The organism is Nesterenkonia sp. DZ6 (genome assembly GCF_022565835.1).
Lineage (GTDB): Bacteria > Actinomycetota > Actinomycetes > Actinomycetales > Micrococcaceae > Nesterenkonia.
In genome coordinates this window covers 42,035-58,896 of record NZ_JAJOYW010000001.1, presented here as the reverse complement: position 1 = coordinate 58,896, position 16,862 = coordinate 42,035, and the positions used below count along the sequence as shown (strand labels likewise).

Genomic DNA, 16,862 nt, shown 5'->3' with positions numbered 1-16,862 from the left:
TGACCGGAAGCTTCGCCCGCCACTCTGGTTGTCAACGGGACCTGCGGCCCTGGGACGGCGAGTCCCATTCACGCACAGTGGGTCCAGCGATACACGACCAGAAGTGCCCATCAACTGGCATAGTCAGGACCATCGGCGCGCGCTGGCAACTGCGATGGATGCCGGGGGAGCCGAGTGACCGTGCAGGACGAATCCAGGAGGATCACCATGAAAGCTCTCCAATACGTCGCCATCGGCCAACCGCCGCAGGTGCGCGAGGTCCCCACCCCGGAACCCGGCCCCGGTGAGGTCCGGCTGCGCATCACCGCCGCGGGCGCCTGCCGTTCGGACAGCTTCGTGATGGGACTCAGCGAGGAGCAGTACGCCGCCTTCGGCTACCCGCTGCCGATGACGCTGGGACACGAGGGCGTCGGGGTCGTGGACGCTCTGGGTGAGGGCGCCTCCGGCATCGAGGTCGGCGAGGCCGTCGCGGTCTACGGTCCGCAGGGCTGCGGGCGCTGCCTCAGCTGTGCCCAGGGCATCGAGAACTACTGCCCCCACGCCGCCGCCCTCGGCATCACGCCACCGGGACTGGGCAAGGACGGGGCGATGGCCGAGTACATGATCGTCACGGACCCGCGGCTGCTGATCCCGCTGGGAGATCTGGACCCGTCTGCCACGGTGGCCCTCACCGACGCCGGACTGACCCCCTACCACGCGATCCAGGGGTCACTGGATCTGCTGGTCCCCGGCAGCGTGGCCGTGGTGATCGGAGTTGGCGGCCTCGGCCACATCGCGGTGCAGCTGCTGCGCACCCTGACCTCTTCCACAGTGATCGCGCTGGACATCAGCCAGAGCAAGCTCGACTTCGCCCGCGAGGTCGGAGCTCATCACGCCTTCCTCTCCGACGACCAGGCCGCCGCACAGATCGCCGAAGCCGTGGGGCCGGGCCCGGTCACCGCGGTGTTCGACTTCGTCACCAACGGCCCCGTGATGAACATCGTGCGCTCGCTCAGCGGTCCGCGCACCGACCTGGTGCTGGCGGGAGCCGGATCCGTGGAGACCACGGTGGGACTGCTCGGCCAGCCCTTCGGGTCTCGCATCCGGGCGCCCTACTGGGGCTCACGGCCCGAGCTCATGGAGGTCTTCGAACTGGCGCGCACAGGTCAGCTCGCCGTCGAGACCGAGACCTTCAGCTTGGATCAGGGGCCCGAGGCCTACCGCAAGCTGCACGACGGCGAACTGCGCGGTCGCGCTGTAGTGGTTCCCTGATCTGGGGTCGAGGAATAGGATCGGAAACGAAGCGGGCGAAATCCGACCACGGGGGCGTCGCTCGCATCTGCTGATATCAGACCCCCGGGTGGAGGATTGTCATGGACAACGACGCTCACGCAGCACCACGACCTGTCGCATTTGATCCCGCCACACGTGATCTGGGGGTGCTGGTCGGCTTCGATGGTTCCAAGCAGTCCTTCCTCGCCCTGCACTACGGGGCCCTGGCGGCGCAGCGCAGCGGGCGGGTGCTCACCGTGGTCAGCGCGTTCCACGTTCCGGCCCGGATCTACACCACCCTGATTGCGGTGCCGGAGAAATCCGAGGCCGAGGTGGCCGTCGACGCAGCCAAGACCGTCCTCGCCGAGGCCAGGGAATACCTGAAGGACTACTCAGGCAAGGTGATCTACCGGACCGAACGCGGAGATGCCGCAGGGGTGCTGGTGGATCTCTCCGCCCTTGCGGAGCTCGCCGTCGTCGGCGCTCGGGGCAGGGGAGGGTTCCTGGGCAGGGTGCTGGGATCGGTGTCCTCGGCGCTGCCGGCCCACGCGCACTGCCCCACCGTGGTGGTGCCCCGGCAGTACAAGGTCAACGAGCCTGAGAGTCAGGCTGAGGGCGCTGGTCGGTTCATTGCGGGCAGGGATCGGCGTCCGGTGGTGGTCGGCATCGACGCGTCGGGTCAGAGTCGGGTCGCGATGCTCCAGGCCGCGCTGTCGGCACAGAACCGGGGGGTCACGCTGCATCTGCTGATGGCGCTGCCGTCTCTGGAGGCGTGGCTGGAGTGGTATCCGGAGCTTGATTCCCCTGATGAGAGCGTCACCGAACGGCGCAAGACGCAGCTGGAGAAGACCCTGGAGACCGAGCTCGCCCTGGTGAAGAGGCACTTTCCGGCCCTGGAGGTGACCGCGTCGGTGAAGCCGGGGGATCCGATCGCTCAGCTGGTGAAGCAGACCCGGGAGGCGCAGCTGACCGTGATCGGCACCCGGGGTCGCAGCGGATTCACCGGAGCGCTGATGGGGTCGGTCTCCCGCGGCGTGCTGCTGCGCGCGGAGGGCCCGGTGATGGTGGTCCCTGATCTGAAGGACGAGCGGCTGGAGGACCATCCCGAGCCCTCGCGATGACGTCGTCGCAGTGAGGCTTCCGCTGTGAGCCGCAGGATCATTCTGGTCCGCGCCGTGAACGTCGGCGGCACGGCCAGGCTTCCGATGGCCCAGTGGCGCGACCTGGCCGAGTCCCTCGGGGCCACCGAGGTGTCCAGCCATATCGCGTCGGGCAATCTGCTGTGCAACCCGCCCGGACCGGCTGAGAACTTCGACCGGGCGCTGGAAGCCGCTGTGCAGACACGCTTCGGCTTCTTCCGGGAGGTGATCAGCCGGTCCCGGGAAGAGGTTCTCGCCGCCCTGGAAGCCCATCCGTTCGAAGAGCTCGACCCGCGGTTCTCCTACATCAGCTTTCTGCAGTGCGCGCCGACAGCCGAGGCGGTACAGGCGGCCGCCCTGCTGGAGACCGGCGACGACCGCTGGCAGGTGATCGACCGCGAGATGCACCTGCGCTACGCCGACGGCGCGGGCTCGCCCCAGATGAAGGAGCCGACCATCTCCCGGGTGCTGGGAGTGACCGGGACCGCGAGAAACCTCAACACCGTGCGCAAGCTTCTCGACCTCTCCGATGTCTGACACGAACGCCAGCTGGCCGGATCATCTCCGAACTCGCGGAGCTCCTGGGCGCACCGGCATGCCACGGCGAGCCTGCGCGCAACGGTTCACGGGTGCGGCAGTCCAGGATCACGGCTGGCAGCGGTGGCGGTGCTGCAGCGGCGCCGTCGTCGGGTGCCGGGACTGGAGTCACAGAGGCGTCCGCGCTTACGCTCATGTCATGACAGTCCGCAGCGCGTTCGATATCCTGACCACCGGCGATCTCGGCGCGGCGCACGCTGGCCGCAGGGGGCGTCAGCGTGCGCCGCGTCGAGATCGGCTTTGGGGTGAGCGGCTCAATGTCGCTTGGCGCGGTGGGCGGCCTTCTCGTAGAGGTTCTCGACCACACGCTGGAAGTCACGCATGACCTCGGCCCGGCGGATCTTCAGCGAGGGCGTCAGGTGCCCCGAGTTGATGGTGAAGTCATCCTCGAGCACGGTGAAGCTGCGGATGGACTCGGCCTTCGAGACACTTGCATTGGTGGCATCGATGACCTGCTGCAGATGCTCCAGAACCTGGGGGTGCTCGGTGAGCTCGCTCATCGCGGTGTCGGGGTCGAGACCTTTGCTGCGCAGCCAGGCAGGTATGACATCGCCGTCGAGGGTGATCATCGCGCTGATGAAGGGCTTGCCGTCACCGACCACGACTGCCTGGGAGACGAGCAGGTCTGCCCGGATGGCATCTTCGAGCTGCGCGGGGGCGACGTTCTTGCCTCCGGCGGTCACCAGGATCTCCTTCTTGCGTCCGGTGATGATCAGCCGACCCGCCTCATCTAGACGACCCAGGTCACCGGTGTAGAACCAGCCATCGGCGGTGAAGGACTCGGCGTTGAGCTCGGGCCGGTTGCGGTACCCCCGGAAGACGCTGCTGCCCTTGACCAGCAGCTCGCCGTCGGACTCCACGCGCACGGCATTGCCTGGGAGCGGGATCCCGACGGTGCCGATCCGGTAGACCGAGGGGATGTTGCCGGTGACCGGGGCCGTGGTCTCGGTGAGTCCGTAGCCTTCGATGATCTGGATGCCCACGCCGTTGAAGAAGTGGCCCAGCCGTTCACCCAGCGGGGACCCGCCGGAGAAGGCGTGGGTGACGTTGCCGCCCATCCGGTTGCGCAGCTTCGAGTAGACCAGCTTGCTGAACACGGCGTGCTTGAGCCGGAGACTCAGCGGAACGCGGCCCTCGGCGGTGGCGCGCGACCAGTCCACCGCCGCGTCGGCCGCGGCCTTGAAGATGCGCTTCTTTCCATCGCCTTCGGCCTTCAACGCGGCGGCGTTGTAGATCTTCTCGAAGACCCGCGGAACTCCGAGCAGGAAGGTCGGCCGGATCACGCCGAGATCTTCGATGAGCTGCTTGATGTCGGGGGTGTGCGCCACCCGTCCGCCGGCGGCGATGAAGATCACCGAGATGAACCGAGCGAAGACGTGGGCCATGGGCAGGAACAGCACCGTGGAGGAGTGTCTGCCGACGACGCCGTCCATGGCGGCAAGGGTCTGCAGGCTGTGGTCCACGAAGTTGCCGTGGGTCAGCTCGCAGCCCTTGGGTCGGCCGGTGGCTCCCGAGGTGTAGATGATGGTGGCGAGATCCTCACCGACGGCGGTGGCCCGGCGGCCCTCGAGGTCCTGGTCTGAAACAACAGCGCCGGCCTGCCGGAGCTCGTCCAGTGCGCTGGACTCGATGAGCAGCACCTCGGGGGTCTGCTGGAGTCCGGATCCCTTCAGGCCCTCCAGGATGGTCTCCCGATGCCCGGGCGTCTCAGCGAAGACCAGGCTGAGTGCGGAATCCTCGGCGATCCAGGCGATCTGTGCGGCGGAGGAGGTCTCGTAGACCGGGACCGAGACGGCGCCGGCGTACCAGAGCGCGAAGTCCAGCAGGCTCCACTCATACCGGGTCGCAGACATGATCCCGACGCGATCGCCCAGCGTGACACCGCGCTGGATCAGGCCCTTGGCGAGAGCTGCGACGTCGGTGTGGAACGCGGCGGCGGTGACGTCCACCCACTCGCCGGCGGCGTCACGGCGCGTGAACAGGACGTTCTCAGGGTCCTCGGTCCGCTGCTGCTCCAGAAGATCGGTGATGTTCATATCGGCCGGCACATCGATGAGCGCCGATATCGCGGTTTCCTGCACGGAGTTCCTCCCGGTGTGGTGACGCGTTCTTCGGCGAGCGCTGCTGGTGATCCGGTGTTGACCACCGCCTTAGGAAGAATATCCTGCCCGCGATGAGGTGTGCTCAGAGGCGAAATCCGGCGACGCCGTGTGAAGCGCCCGAGGGACGGTTTCAGACCGACGGCAGGTCCACGTGGTTCATCGCGCCGTCCTGCAGGCGCAGCAGAATGCTGCGGGGTGCCCGGCCGGACGCATCCTGATAGCGGATGCTGAACGGCTCGCCTGCCACCAGGGTCATCGGAAGATCCAGCGGGTCCCGCTTCAGAGACTCGGCCAGGCTGTCACCCTCATTGAGGATGGCCACGACCTTCGCGTCCAAGCTGCTGGTCAGGGTGATGACTCCGGGCTGATGTGACGCGGTGATCCGTGCGTCCTTGCCGGCGTGTCCCCGAGCGATGGCCACCACAACGGCAGCCACCGCCAATATCGCGATCGCGCCGGCGGCGAGCCAGTTCGCGGAGAGAAAGTCCATGCCCCAACCCTACTCACCGTGCTGGGCTCCGATGGCAACCGGGCTCCGATGGCAACCGGGCTCCGATGGCAGCCGGGGCGACGAAGCCGATCACGGCAAGCCAGGCGCGGGAAGGAGATCTCTGGCTGCGTTGAGCGCGGAGTCGTTTCGGTGCCCTGGTCTCCCACGCTTCGACCAGGAGCTCGGAGAGCTCATCGGCCTCCTCCTGCTGAGCCTCGCAGATGAGATCGCATGAACCCTCAAGGCTGATCTGCGGGGACGACTCCGGGCGGAGTGCTGCAAAAAACTTGCAACGAAGCGTGAACGAAACCGGGTCGAGCGGCGTAACCCCTAGAAACACTCCCATCCAGCGACCGAGGGGACGCCAGGACATGAGCAGTCGAGCTGAACTCGAGGACCAGGCCCATTTCGCCCTGATGGACGTCAACAGGCACTGGTTGGAAGCACTCACCGCGGAGCAGGCAGGGGATCTGATCAGATCCCACTCCGCATTCGATGACATGATCACTGCGGCGCGCGCAGGGAAAGCCGCACTCGAAGCCGTGGAGAGCATGGTCGAGGAGCGCCGAAGCAAGGAACACGCAGCATAGGATCTGGCACCGGTGGGCAGTGGCGCGCTGTTCACCGCATAGAGACTTTCCATCCGCGTACGCGTGCCGCGTGGACTTCACCGTACCCAAGCTCCACCGAGGCGCATGCTGACCCAGGAGCGCCAGGGTCTCGGCCCTCGGTCCGCCTTCGCGCGCGCAACGAAGAACGGCCCTGGTCGGATGACCAGGACCGTTCCATGGGGTGAGCGACGGGGCTTGAACCCGCGACCCTCGCGACCACAACGCGATGCTCTACCAGCTGAGCTACGCCCACCATGTGGAGCCGAAGCCGGCTCCCGCACTCGCTGCTCATCAGTCTTGAACGCCTGAAAGCAACGCATATCAGTCTACACAGACTCCGGCCGAATCCGGAAATCGGCTCAACTCTGCTTGAAGACCGTCCGGCGGTAGTGCCGCAGCTCTTCGATGGAGTCCTGGATATCTCCGAGCGCCCGGTGGTTGCCGGTCTTCGCCGGCGCGGACTCCTTCGCCTGCGGGTACCAGCGGGAGGAGAGCTCCTTGATGGTGGAGACATCGATGAGTCGGTAGTGCAGGTGCTTCATCAAGTCCGGCATGGCCACACGCAGGAAGGCCTTGTCCGCGTGGATCGAGTTCCCGGCCAGGGGCGCCACACCCGCCTCAGGGATCCAGGCCTTCACATAGTCCAGGACCCGCTCCTCGGCGACCTGGACCGAGACGCCGTTCTTGAGGTCCTCGAGCAGGCCCGAGGCGGTGTGCATCCTCTGCACGATCGGGGCCATCGTCTCCAGCCGCTCGGCCGGGTCCGGGCTGATGACCACCTGGACCCCTTCACCGAGGATGTTCAGCTCGGCGTCGGTGACCAGCGCCGCGATCTCCACCAGGACATCGTGATCGGGATTCAGTCCAGTCATCTCACAGTCGATCCACACCATCCGGCCCGCCCAGGAGCCACCCGGGCTCACCGGCACAGACGTGATGGATGAGGCGTTGGTCTCAGTCTCTTCGGAATTCACGGTTCTCACTCTACCGACAGCCCGCCAGGCGCCGGGGTGACAGCGACTGTGGGTGATAAATTCAAGGGCGATGAGCGCTGAGGCTGGAGCCACCGAGAACAGCCCTGCACCGCGCGGTGCCGAGGGCGCCGTCGGGCTCGGCAACCCCGATCAGCGCCCCCAGACAGACCCCGATCCGCGCCCGCCGCGCAAGCGGGACATCTGGTTGCACATCCTGCGGTCCTCCACCCGCCCCAAGAGCGTCTGGTCCCCGATGGTCGAAGGCCTGCTCGGGTCGATGCTGGTACTCCTGGGCTCCTTCGGCGTCGGATGGCTGGTCAGCGTCTCCCCGCTGTCCCGGCAGCCGTGGATCATCACGTACCGCACCGAGACGGTCGGCGTGGTCGTCGCCACGATCGCGCTGACCCTGGGCTGCTGGGTCATGCTGCGCGCCTGGCTGCGGCTGGGTCGGGTGCTGGAGAACCCCGATCAGAGCCAACAGTGGCCCACTCGCTCGCTGCGCACGGTCAACGCCGCCGTCGTGCTCTGGTCGCTGCCCCAGCTGGTCGCGCTCCCGATCTTCTCCCGCGACGTCTTCGCCTACCTGAATCAGGGCAGGCTGGTCCTGGCCGGTCAGGACCCCTACACCACGGGCGTCTCCACCCTGGACAACTGGTTCCAGCTGGGCACCGACATCCTCTGGGCCGAATCCGAGACGCCTTACGGTCCGCTGTTCCTCTGGCTCGAGGCCGCGGTGATGAACATCGCCGGAGACAGTCCCGACCTTGCGCTGTTCCTCTTCCGGCTCGCCTGCGTGGGCGGGGTGGTCATGATGATGATATTCGTGCCCAAGCTCGCCCGGATCCACGGGATCGACCCTGCCCGGGCGCAGTGGATCACGCTGGCGAACCCGCTGCTGATCATCAGCTTCATCTCCAGCGCCCACAACGACGCGATCATGGTCGGCTTCGCCCTGGCGGGCATCTACGCCGCGGCCCACAGCAGGGGAGTCCTCGCCACGCTGCTGGTGGTCGTCTCGATCGGGATCAAGCCGATCACCATCGTGCTGCTGCCTTTCATCGGGCTGCTCTGGGCCGGACCGGGGGCCTCCTGGTCGCGGAAGTTCACCTACTGGTTCCTCACCGCTGGCATCGCCGCCGCCGTGATGATCACCATCGGCCTCATCCAGGGCTACGGCTTCGGCTGGCTCGCCGTCCTGGCCGGCACCGGCACCGGAAGCGTCTTCTGGTCCCCGATCGGGATCGCCGACGGCTGGCTCGGCACGTTGCTGCGCTCCTTCGGACTCGACAGCAGCTGGACCCTGGAGGTGTTCAAGGTCGCAGGCCGGCTCCTCTCGGTGGCCGTGGTGCTGTGGCTGATGTTCCGCGGCAGTGAGAAGTTCGTCGTCCAGCGGATGGTCTGGGCGTTCACCGCCCTGGTGGTGCTCTCACCGATCATCCAGCCCTGGTACCTGCTGTGGCTGCTGCCGCTGTTCGCGATCACCGGGATCCGCAAAGACTGGCAGTTCAAGTGGGTGGTGTTCACCATCGCCTTCTTCCTGACCTTCGGCGCCTCGGACCAGCTGTCCATCTACCAGTTCCTGCAGCTGGACGCTCAGATGCTCGCTCTCTCCGTCACGGTGTCCTGGATCTGCATCGTCTGGCTGGCCCTGCTGGACCGGCAGACCCGCTGGGTGGTCTGGGAGGGCTGGGGCCTGCCCGCGGTCCGCTGGGAATGGCCCCGACTGCGCGGCCGCCGATCCTCCCAGACCGACGACGGCGCACGGGCCAGCCCCGCCGCCCACGACGCCGCCGCACCGGCCGACGCCGCCGCACCGGCCGACGCCGCCGCACCGGCCGCCGAGCCCGGGGGAGAGGAGACCGCTCCAGGTGCGCGCTAACCTCGTCTCCCGCAATGCGCTGCGCGCGCGCTCTTTCCTCGGCCAGTGGCGGCCGACCGCCTGGTTCATCGGCGGCGAAGAGGCCGCCGCCTCGCACACCGCCCGTCAGGGACTGCTCGCCTCGATCATGATCATGTTCGGCTCCTGGGGCGTGGGCTGGCTGGCGATGACCCCGCAGTCGCTGCTCGCGCTGAACCCGGTGCTGCTGCCGCTGCGCACGACGACGGCGGGCGTGGTCACCTGCACGGTGCTGCTGGTCTTCGGCGCGCTGCTGCTCGTGCGGTCCTGGCTGCGCCTGTCCCAGCGGGTGGGGTCCTGGTCGGCGCGGGCGACCCCGGTGATGCGCCGGACCCTGTTCATGTGGGCCACCCCGCTGATGTTCACGCTGCCGATCTTCTCCCGCGACGTCTACTCCTACCTGGCCCAGGGCCGGGTGCTGCACGCCGGACTGAACCCCTATGAGCACGGCGTCTCCGAGCTCCCCGGATGGTTCATGGAGGGCGCGGACGGGCTCTGGGCGGAATCCCCGTCCCCCTACGGACCGCTGTTCCTGGTGCTGGCGCAGGTCGTCTGGTTCGTCTCCGGCGGCGTCCCAGAGATCGCGATCCTGCTCTTCCGCGGCCTGTCCCTGATCGGGATGGCACTGATGCTCTACTGCATCCCCCGGCTGGCCAAGGCCTTCGGCTCTGAGCCTTCCTGGGCGCTGTGGCTGTGCCTGCTGAACCCGATGACCCTGCTGGTGTTCCTCCCGGCGGCCCACAATGACGCGCTGATGATCGGGCTGATGCTCGCCGGCACGCTCGCGGGGCTGCGCCGGAGACGGGTGCTGTGCCTCGTGTTGGTGGTCGCGGCGATCGCGGTGAAGCCCATCGCGATGGTGGTGCTGCCCTTCATCCTCCTGCTGCCGCTGCGCAGCACCGCCGCGCTGCGGCACCGTCTCCGAGAATGGGCCGTCGGGGGCACCGCCGCCGCCGTGCTCCTGGTCGCCGGTGGCGCGGCGCTCGGGATCGGCCTGGGCTGGATCGCAGCCGCCCTGGGTGCTGGCGCCGCGGTGCTCCAGGCCGCCCCGGTGGGACTGCTCGGGATCGGCCTCGGTGCCGCGCTGCAAGCGCTGACCGGGGTGGACGCCGCCGTGGTGACCGAGATCGTCTACACCCTGGCGCGCGCCGCGGCCGGCGCGATGCTGGCGTGGATGCTGCTGCGCCGCAACGTCGGCAACCCGGTCCTCTGGGCCGGCTACGGGCTCACCCTGGTGGTGCTGACCTCCTCGATCATCCAGCCCTGGTACCTGCTCTGGCTGCTGCCGTTCTACGCGGTGGTCCACGTCTACCGCGGACGAGTCCTGGTGCTGGTGACCACGGTCTTCACGGTGATGGTGCTCCTCTCGATGGTCGGTCAGCTCTCGGTGGCGCAGTGGATCGATGCGGCCGCGATCTACACCATCGCCATCGCCGTGGTCACCCTGTACCTGATCTATGTGGTCTTCCTGGACCCCAACACCACCGAGTTCTTCGACATGCGGCGGCGCTCCCAGCGCTGGAATGCACAGCACGGGTGGGAGCGGCTGAGAGGATTGACCCCGCCGCGCACCTCCTGGGCGGCCGAGGACATCTACGAGAAGGACACGACGTGAAGCTCCCCGGCTCCCGACTGCTCTGGCTGCTGCTGGCCGCCACCACCCTGGGCGCCGCGCTCTCCGTGGCGGCCGTGCAGTGGTGCCGGATCAACGGCTGGACCGACCCCGATCAGCACATCCACATGTGCTACTCCGACTTCTCCCTGCTGTTCAGCCAGCGCGGGCTCGCCGAGGGACTCTTCCCCTTCGTCGATGACGTCCCGGCCGATCAGGTCATGGAGTACCCGGTGCTGCTGGTCATGGTCGCCGGGGTGCTCGCGCTTCTGGTCCCCGGAGAGGGCATCACCGACGAGCGGATCCTGGCGTTCTACGACCTCAACCACTTCGCGGTGATCCTCTGCTGGCTCGGCGTCGTACTGGCCACCGCGTACTCCACCGCAGGTCACCGACGCCAGGACGCGCTGATGGTGGCCCTGGCCCCGGGGATCATCCTCTCGCTGTCGATCAACTGGGACATGTGGGCGGTCTTCCTGGGCGCCCTGGCGCTGCTGCTCTGGGGCCGCTCGCATCCGGTCTGGGCCGGGGTGCTCATCGGTCTGGGCGCTGCGATGAAGCTCTATCCGCTGTTCTTCCTGGGCGCGATCCTGGTGCTGTGCCTGCGCAGCGGGCGGCTGCGCTCCTTCGCGGCGACGACGATCGCCGCGGTGCTGACCTGGCTCGCGGTGAACCTGCCCTTCATGCTCCTGCAGTTCGAACAGTGGTCCACCTTCTACCGCTTCTCCTCCGAGCGCGACGTCAGCTTCTCCTCGGTCTGGCTGTTCTTCAGCTGGCTGCCGCTGGACGGCGCCGGGTTCTCGCTGCTCTCCAACGGGCTCTTCCTGCTGTGCTGCCTCGGCGTGGCCTACCTGGGCTGGGCGGCTCCCACCCGGCCGCGGATGGCGCAGCTTTGCTTCCTGATCGTGGCCAGCTTCCTGCTGCTGGGCAAGGTGTACTCCCCGCAGTTCGTGATGTGGCTGATCCCGCTGCTGGTGCTGGCGCGCCCGAAGGTCCGCGGATACCTCGTCTGGCAGGCCGCGGAGGTCTACCACTGGGTCTCGGTGTGGATGATGAGCGCGAAGATCACCTCCGGCGGGGAGTTCGCCGGCGGCACCGAGCTCATCGACTGGGCCTACCACATCGGGATCCTGGCCCACATGGCCACCCTGATCTACCTGATGGTCCAGGTGGTCCGCGAGATCCTGGACCCCGAGAAGGACATCGTCCGCTCCCAGCCGAGGGATCGGGACCGGGCGGCCGCGAGAGCAGCAGCGACCGACGACGACGCGCGCAGCTCCCAGCAGCGCACCTCCGCACCGCGCCATCCAGATCCGGATGGCACGGTGCTGGGGGAGACAGACCCGCTGGCCGGTGTCACCCGCGGGCGACCCGATGCGTTCGGGCTGCCCGGACTCGGCCGGACGACCTCCTTGAAGCTGCGCTGGTGACCCGCCGGCTGCTGCCGCGGGCCGCGCCGGCTGCGCCCGCTGGTCTCTTCCACGGCGGGGGAGACCCTGATGCTTGACATGCTCGCCGTCATCGGCCCGATGTTCCTGGTGATCGGCGTCGGTTTCGCCGCCGGATTCATCCCGCGCTTTCGCAGCGGGCAGGACCACCTCAACGGCTTCCTGTTCTACTTCGCGCTGCCCACCTTCATCTACACCGCGATGATCACCGCCCCGCCCACCGCCGGCTTCCCGCTGCTCGCGGTGGTCATCGTCGCCGTCGTGACCCCGCTGGTCTCCATCGCCCTGTACTACGGCAGCCGCCTCTTCGGCGTCCGCGGCCACGAGGGCGCCGCGGCGACCTCGCTGGCCGGCAGCTTCGGCAACGTCGGGTACTTCGGAATCCCGGTGTCGATCAGCGTGCTGGGCCCCGAAGCCGGCCTGGCCGCCGGGATCGTGCACATGATGCACAACCTGATCTACCTCAACGGCTACCCGCTGGTCCGCACCGTCGTAGCTTCCCGTGCCACACAGACCGGGGACGCGCAGACCGGGGATGCGCAGGCCGGGCACGCGGAGCGGGCCGGCGGCATCGGGCACCTGCTGCGCACGCAGATCGGGCCGATCCTGAAGCGGGCGCTGCTGCTGAACCCGGTGTTCATCGCCATGGCGCTGGCGCTGCTGGTGGTCTTCAGCCCGCTGAGCCTGCCCGCGCCGATCAACGAATCGGCGAGCCTGCTCGGGCAGACGGCGGTCCCGCTGGCGCTGTTCTGCGTCGGCCTGGCGCTGCACCCGGCGATCGAGGGGATCCGCAGCGGGGGAGTGCCCAAGCGTCTGATCGGACTGGGCACGGTGGGCAAGATCCTGGTGCTGCCGGTGCTGACCTGGCTGGCGGTGCTGCCCTTCTATGACCAGCTGGGACCGATCTGGGCGGGCACGCTGATCATCATCGCCGCGATGCCGTCGTCCACCACGGTCTATGTCTTCGCTCAGCAGTACGAGGGCGACGGCCGGCTGGCCGCCTCGATCCTGGTGACCAGCACGCTGGCCTGCCTGATCACGCTCCCGCTGCTGGCAGAGCTGCTGCTCTGATCTTCCCCGCGTCGATCTCGTAGACGCTGCCCACATGGCGCAGCACCGCGCTGCGGTGGGCGATCATGATCACCGTCGCGTCGGTGGCCTCAGGCATCCGGCGCAGGATCTCGGCCTGGGTGAGCGGATCCTGGGCCGAGGTGATCTCGTCGAGGATCAGCACCGGGCTGCCCCGCAGATACCCGCGAGCAAGCGCCAGCCGCTGTGACTGACCCCCGGAGAGCCGGGCGCCCTCGCTGCCAAGCTGCGTGTCCAGACCTTCCGGCATCGCCTCGATATCGGCGGACAAGCAGGCGGAACGGCAGGCGGCAAGGATCTGCTCCTCGGTGGCCGCCGGGCTGCCCAGCAGCAGGTTCTCCCGGATGGTGCCGCTGATCATCACCGGGCGCTGCTCCACCACGGTGATGTTCGAGCGCAGCGCGGCCAGCTCGAGATCACGCACATCGGTGCCCCCGAGCCGCACCTCACCGGCCTGCGGGTCCCAGACTCGGGTCAGCAGCGAGGCCAGCGTGGACTTTCCCGACCCGCTGACCCCGACGACGGCGGCCACCTGCCCGGCTTCGACGTGAAGCTCCACGTCGCGCAGCACCTCTCGCTCGGTGCCGGGGTAGCCGAAGCTGACCCCGTGGAAGGACACCGAGGCGGCGCCGTCGCGCTCGGTGCTCACCGCGACGGGGTGGGTGGGCTCGGCGACCTCGCGCGTGCTCTCCTCGAGCTCGCGCAGGTTCGCCGCGGAGGCCAGCGCCGCAGGCAGCGAGATGCCCAGCGCCTCGATCGCGGCGAGCGCGGGGGCGGTGCCGGGCACCAGGGCCAGCACCAGCAGCAGCTCGGTGTAGCCGATCACGCCCTCCTGGGCCTGGGGCAGTCCCAGCAGCAGCAGGATGAACAGTGCGAGCACCTGCCAACCCTGACCGGCAGCCGCGCGCAGTCCCTGCAGCACCGAGGCGCCGCGGGAGCCTTCCCCGATCTGGGCGCCGATGTGGTCCACCCGCTGAGCCCGCTGTTCCTGGGCGCCGAAGATCGTGATCTCCTGAGCCCCGCGGAGGTCGTCGCTGATCTCCTGGGCCAGGGCGCCGCGCGCACGCACCTGAGCGGTGCTGTTGGCGCGTCCGCCGCGGCGACCGATGCCGATCAGCGCGGCAGCGGCCACCAGGTAGATCAGCAGCAGCCCGAGTCCCAGCGCTGCGCCGGTCAGGTTCCAGGTGAGCACGACGGCGGCGGCGGGGATCAGCACCGCAGTCACCACCGGGGCCAGGGTGTGCGCGAAGAAGACCTCCACCCGGTCCACGTCACGCGTGGCGGCTGAGAGCAGCCGGCCGCTCCCGCGGGAGGCGGTCACCGCCGGGGCCAGCGGGATCAGCTTCTCGTAGAGCCTGACCCGCAGCTGCTCGAGCAGCGCGAAGGCCGCGGTGTGCCCGGAGAGCTGCTCGGCGTAACGGGTCAGGCCTTTGGCCGCGGCCAGGGCGATCATGACCGCGACGACGGTCCCCAGCTGCGGGATGTCCTGGCCGTCGGCGAGGCGTCCCACCAGCCAGGCCGGATAGACCAGCAGAGCGGCGCCGCAGAGCAGGGTCAGCGTCCGGGCGAGGGCCGAGAGCGCGAGCAGCCCGGCGGATCCCTTGGCCAGCGTCAGCAGATGCATGATCATCGGTCTTCACCTTCTCCTGCAGTGGCCTGCGCGTAGTAGCCCTCCTCGGCGAGGAGCTCCTCTGGGGTGCCCAGCGCCGCGGTGCGTCCGGCTTCAAGGACCAGGACCTGATCGGCCCAGCGGGTGGTGGCCAGCCGGTGGGCGATGATGATCAGCGTGTGGTCTCCGGCGAGGCTGCGCAGCGATTCGTCGACCAGTCGTTCGGCGCGCCGGTCCAGGTCAGCGGTGGGCTCGTCGAGGATCAGCAGCTTGGCCCCGGAGAGCAGCGCGCGGGCGATCGCGAGTCGGCGGATCTGTCCACCGGAGAGCGAAGCGCCGTCCTCACCGACCTGGGTGGCCAGTCCTCTGGGCTTTGCGGCGATCTCCGCGTCGAGGCGCGCCTGGGCGAGGACCTCCCAGAGCTGGCGATCGGTGGCGTCGGGACGGGCGAGGCGGAGGTTCTCCGCCACGGTGCCGGAGAAGATGAACGGCTTCTGCGGCACGGTCACCGCCGCCTGCTGCAGCGCCGCAGAATCGGCCGGCTGACCCTCGAGCAGCAGCTGACCGGCCGCCGTCGGGATCAGGCCCTGCAGCACCGCGGCCAGGGTTGACTTGCCGGCTCCGGAGGGACCGACGACGGCGACGGCGGCGCCGCGCGGGACGCTCAGCGTGACTCCGCGCAGGACGCTGCTGCCGCCGCGGTCCACGCCGACATCCTTCAGGCGCAGCAGTTCGACGGCCTCCGCCGCAGGTTGTGCACGCGCAGCTTCCGACGGGGCCTCAGCGACCGTCGTCGGGGTCGTCAGCGTCTGGGTGAACAGTCCCTGCTGGGTCCGTCCGGCCATCGCGACGTAGAAGGAGCGGCCGAGCTTGTCGATGGGTTCGTAGAGCAGCGTGGCGAGCAGCACCACGGCGAGGAATCCGCCGGCGGTGATCGCACCGACGTCGAATCGCCACAGGGCCAGCCCGACCGCGGCGGTGATCATCACCAGCGAGAAGAGCGCGTCATTGACCAGGATCATCAGCTGGCTGCGCTTGAGCAGCGTCACCGCCTGGACCCGCAGGGCAGCGGCGGCCTCGGCCACGCTGCGCCGGCCGGCGTCTTCAGCGCCCAGCAGCACCAGCCCGCCGAGGGAGCGCAGCACCTCCTGGAACTTCGCGGTGGCCTGTCCGGCGAGGCGCCGGTAGGCGGCGGTGGGGCCGCGGAAGCGCGCCAGGAAGAACCGCACCAGCACCGGGACCAGCAGCACCAGGACCAGCAGCACGACGGCGATCACCGGGTCCACGAAGATGCCCAGCATCAGCAGCACCAGGGCCGGGGCGGTGAACGCCGCCAGCGCCGGCCCCAGGAACTCCGCACGGTATTCCGCGATGCGTTCCACCCCGCCGGTGAGCAGCTCAGCCTCACCCGTGCCCGGGCGGCCGCCGCCAGGGCGCCCACCGGGACGGCCGCCGCCGGGGCCAGCAGGTGGCCCTGACCGAGCGGCCGGGTCACGGCCCAGCGCGGCCCGGATCCCGCTGGCCCGCCAGCGCTGTTCCTCGACCGCGCGCAAGCGAGGCGGCACGGCGGCGGCGATTCCGGCGCAGATGACCGCAGCGGCGCCGGCGATCGCGCCGAGGACCAGCGCACCGGTGGGGTCCGTCTCGCCGAGCGCCGCATCCAGGACCTGGCCCAGGGCGAGGAACAGCGTGGCGAGCGCGATCGTGCGGATCCATTGCAGCGCGGCAGCGATCCACGCGCGGGGAGGCATATCTTGCAGAAGCACGCCTCAGATCATTCCAGGTTCAGCGGACCCCCGTGGGCCAGTGCAACATTTGCGAAGCGCCGTCCGATGCGCTGATCGAGCTGCCGTGATGCAGCCACCGGGTCACGCCCCCGGCCGGGACAGCAGTCAGCGCGGCGTCGGACTCCATCGCGATCAGCTCGGAGGCCTCGGTGCGGAGGTCCAGGTGAACGCCGCTGGGCTCCACGGACACGCGCTCGACACCGATCTGCGCCGACCGGTGCCGCGGATGACCTGATCTGGCTGAACAGGACCAATC

General features: G+C 68.8%; 14 protein-coding genes and 1 tRNA gene. 9 read left to right on the top strand and 6 right to left on the bottom strand.

Features of this window, described 5'->3' with window-relative positions; translation table 11 throughout:
• Positions 1 to 207: 207 nt before the first annotated feature.
• From LTH93_RS00265 to LTH93_RS00255, 3 genes are all read left to right on the top strand, one after another.
• On the top strand, positions 208 to 1,251 hold the full coding sequence (locus tag LTH93_RS00265; RefSeq protein WP_241464704.1) for an NAD(P)-dependent alcohol dehydrogenase: 1,044 nt from the start codon (positions 208 to 210) through the stop codon (positions 1,249 to 1,251).
• 101 nt (positions 1,252 to 1,352) lie between these two features.
• Entirely contained in the window at positions 1,353 to 2,372 is a 1,020-nt protein-coding gene (locus tag LTH93_RS00260) for a universal stress protein (RefSeq protein ID WP_241464705.1), read from the top strand.
• A 24-nt stretch (positions 2,373 to 2,396) separates the two neighbouring features.
• Positions 2,397 to 2,927, top strand: coding sequence for a DUF1697 domain-containing protein (locus LTH93_RS00255; RefSeq protein ID WP_241469436.1), 531 nt, complete (start codon positions 2,397 to 2,399; stop codon positions 2,925 to 2,927).
• Positions 2,928 to 3,241: 314 nt separating this feature from the next.
• Here the strand turns inward: LTH93_RS00255 and LTH93_RS00250 are convergent, their stop codons facing one another.
• Both LTH93_RS00250 and LTH93_RS00245 read right to left on the bottom strand, forming a co-directional pair.
• Complete coding sequence (locus tag LTH93_RS00250; RefSeq protein ID WP_241469435.1) at positions 3,242 to 5,068, bottom strand: AMP-dependent synthetase/ligase; 1,827 nt, start codon at positions 5,066 to 5,068, stop codon at positions 3,242 to 3,244.
• Positions 5,069 to 5,219: 151 nt separating this feature from the next.
• The gene (locus LTH93_RS00245; protein WP_241469434.1) at positions 5,220 to 5,579 is read right to left on the bottom strand and encodes a hypothetical protein; all 360 of its coding nucleotides are present in this window, start codon (positions 5,577 to 5,579) and stop codon (positions 5,220 to 5,222) included.
• 371 nt (positions 5,580 to 5,950) lie between these two features.
• On the opposite strand from LTH93_RS00245, the gene LTH93_RS00240 reads away from it, so the two are divergent.
• Positions 5,951 to 6,169 carry a hypothetical protein gene (locus tag LTH93_RS00240; RefSeq protein WP_241469433.1) on the top strand — a complete coding sequence of 73 codons (219 nt, stop codon included), beginning with the start codon at positions 5,951 to 5,953 and terminating at the stop codon, positions 6,167 to 6,169.
• A gap of 198 nt (positions 6,170 to 6,367) precedes the next feature.
• On the opposite strand, the gene LTH93_RS00235 is transcribed toward LTH93_RS00240, so the two are convergent.
• A tRNA-His gene (locus LTH93_RS00235) sits at positions 6,368 to 6,443 on the bottom strand.
• A 106-nt stretch (positions 6,444 to 6,549) separates the two neighbouring features.
• Positions 6,550 to 7,164: an oligoribonuclease gene (orn, locus tag LTH93_RS00230; RefSeq protein ID WP_342357735.1), complete on the bottom strand. Its 615-nt coding sequence runs from the start codon at positions 7,162 to 7,164 to the stop codon at positions 6,550 to 6,552.
• 70 nt (positions 7,165 to 7,234) lie between these two features.
• On the opposite strand from orn, the gene mptB (LTH93_RS00225) reads away from it, so the two are divergent.
• The 4 genes from mptB (LTH93_RS00225) (at position 7,235) to LTH93_RS00210 (ending at position 13,192) form a co-directional block, all read left to right on the top strand.
• On the top strand, positions 7,235 to 9,043 hold the full coding sequence (mptB, locus tag LTH93_RS00225; protein ID WP_241469432.1) for a polyprenol phosphomannose-dependent alpha 1,6 mannosyltransferase MptB: 1,809 nt from the start codon (positions 7,235 to 7,237) through the stop codon (positions 9,041 to 9,043).
• The gene (gene mptB, locus LTH93_RS00220) at positions 9,033 to 10,676 is read left to right on the top strand and encodes a polyprenol phosphomannose-dependent alpha 1,6 mannosyltransferase MptB (protein ID WP_241469431.1); all 1,644 of its coding nucleotides are present in this window, start codon (positions 9,033 to 9,035) and stop codon (positions 10,674 to 10,676) included. Before mptB (LTH93_RS00225) ends, mptB (LTH93_RS00220) begins: the two co-directional genes overlap by 11 nt.
• A complete protein-coding gene (locus LTH93_RS00215) occupies positions 10,673 to 12,103 on the top strand; it encodes a glycosyltransferase family 87 protein (protein WP_241469430.1) in 1,431 nt (476 codons plus the stop codon). Before mptB (LTH93_RS00220) ends, LTH93_RS00215 begins: the two co-directional genes overlap by 4 nt.
• Positions 12,104 to 12,172: 69 nt before the next feature.
• The gene (locus LTH93_RS00210; RefSeq protein ID WP_241464713.1) at positions 12,173 to 13,192 is read left to right on the top strand and encodes an AEC family transporter; all 1,020 of its coding nucleotides are present in this window, start codon (positions 12,173 to 12,175) and stop codon (positions 13,190 to 13,192) included.
• On the opposite strand, the gene LTH93_RS00205 is transcribed toward LTH93_RS00210, so the two are convergent.
• Positions 13,158 to 14,840, bottom strand: a complete 1,683-nt coding sequence (locus tag LTH93_RS00205) for an amino acid ABC transporter ATP-binding/permease protein (RefSeq protein ID WP_241469429.1) — start codon at positions 14,838 to 14,840, stop codon at positions 13,158 to 13,160. The genes LTH93_RS00210 and LTH93_RS00205 overlap by 35 nt on opposite strands.
• A complete protein-coding gene (locus LTH93_RS00200) occupies positions 14,837 to 16,585 on the bottom strand; it encodes an ATP-binding cassette domain-containing protein (protein WP_241469428.1) in 1,749 nt (582 codons plus the stop codon). Before LTH93_RS00200 ends, LTH93_RS00205 begins: the two co-directional genes overlap by 4 nt.
• A gap of 88 nt (positions 16,586 to 16,673) precedes the next feature.
• Here LTH93_RS00200 and LTH93_RS00195 point away from each other — a divergent pair, with 88 nt between their 5' ends.
• Positions 16,674 to 16,841 carry a hypothetical protein gene (locus tag LTH93_RS00195; RefSeq protein ID WP_241469426.1) on the top strand — a complete coding sequence of 56 codons (168 nt, stop codon included), beginning with the start codon at positions 16,674 to 16,676 and terminating at the stop codon, positions 16,839 to 16,841.
• The last annotated feature ends 21 nt before the right edge of the window (positions 16,842 to 16,862 follow it).

Coding starts and splice junctions, on each gene's coding strand:
- LTH93_RS00210 (WP_241464713.1), top strand. CDS start 12,173: ATGCTTGACATGCTCGCCGTCATCGGCCCGATGTTCCTGGTGATCGGC.
- LTH93_RS00245 (WP_241469434.1), bottom strand. CDS start 5,579: ATGGACTTTCTCTCCGCGAACTGGCTCGCCGCCGGCGCGATCGCGATA.
- LTH93_RS00240 (WP_241469433.1), top strand. CDS start 5,951: ATGAGCAGTCGAGCTGAACTCGAGGACCAGGCCCATTTCGCCCTGATG.
- LTH93_RS00195 (WP_241469426.1), top strand. CDS start 16,674: ATGCAGCCACCGGGTCACGCCCCCGGCCGGGACAGCAGTCAGCGCGGC.
- mptB (WP_241469432.1), top strand. CDS start 7,235: ATGAGCGCTGAGGCTGGAGCCACCGAGAACAGCCCTGCACCGCGCGGT.
- LTH93_RS00205 (WP_241469429.1), bottom strand. CDS start 14,840: ATGATCATGCATCTGCTGACGCTGGCCAAGGGATCCGCCGGGCTGCTC.
- LTH93_RS00265 (WP_241464704.1), top strand. CDS start 208: ATGAAAGCTCTCCAATACGTCGCCATCGGCCAACCGCCGCAGGTGCGC.
- LTH93_RS00260 (WP_241464705.1), top strand. CDS start 1,353: ATGGACAACGACGCTCACGCAGCACCACGACCTGTCGCATTTGATCCC.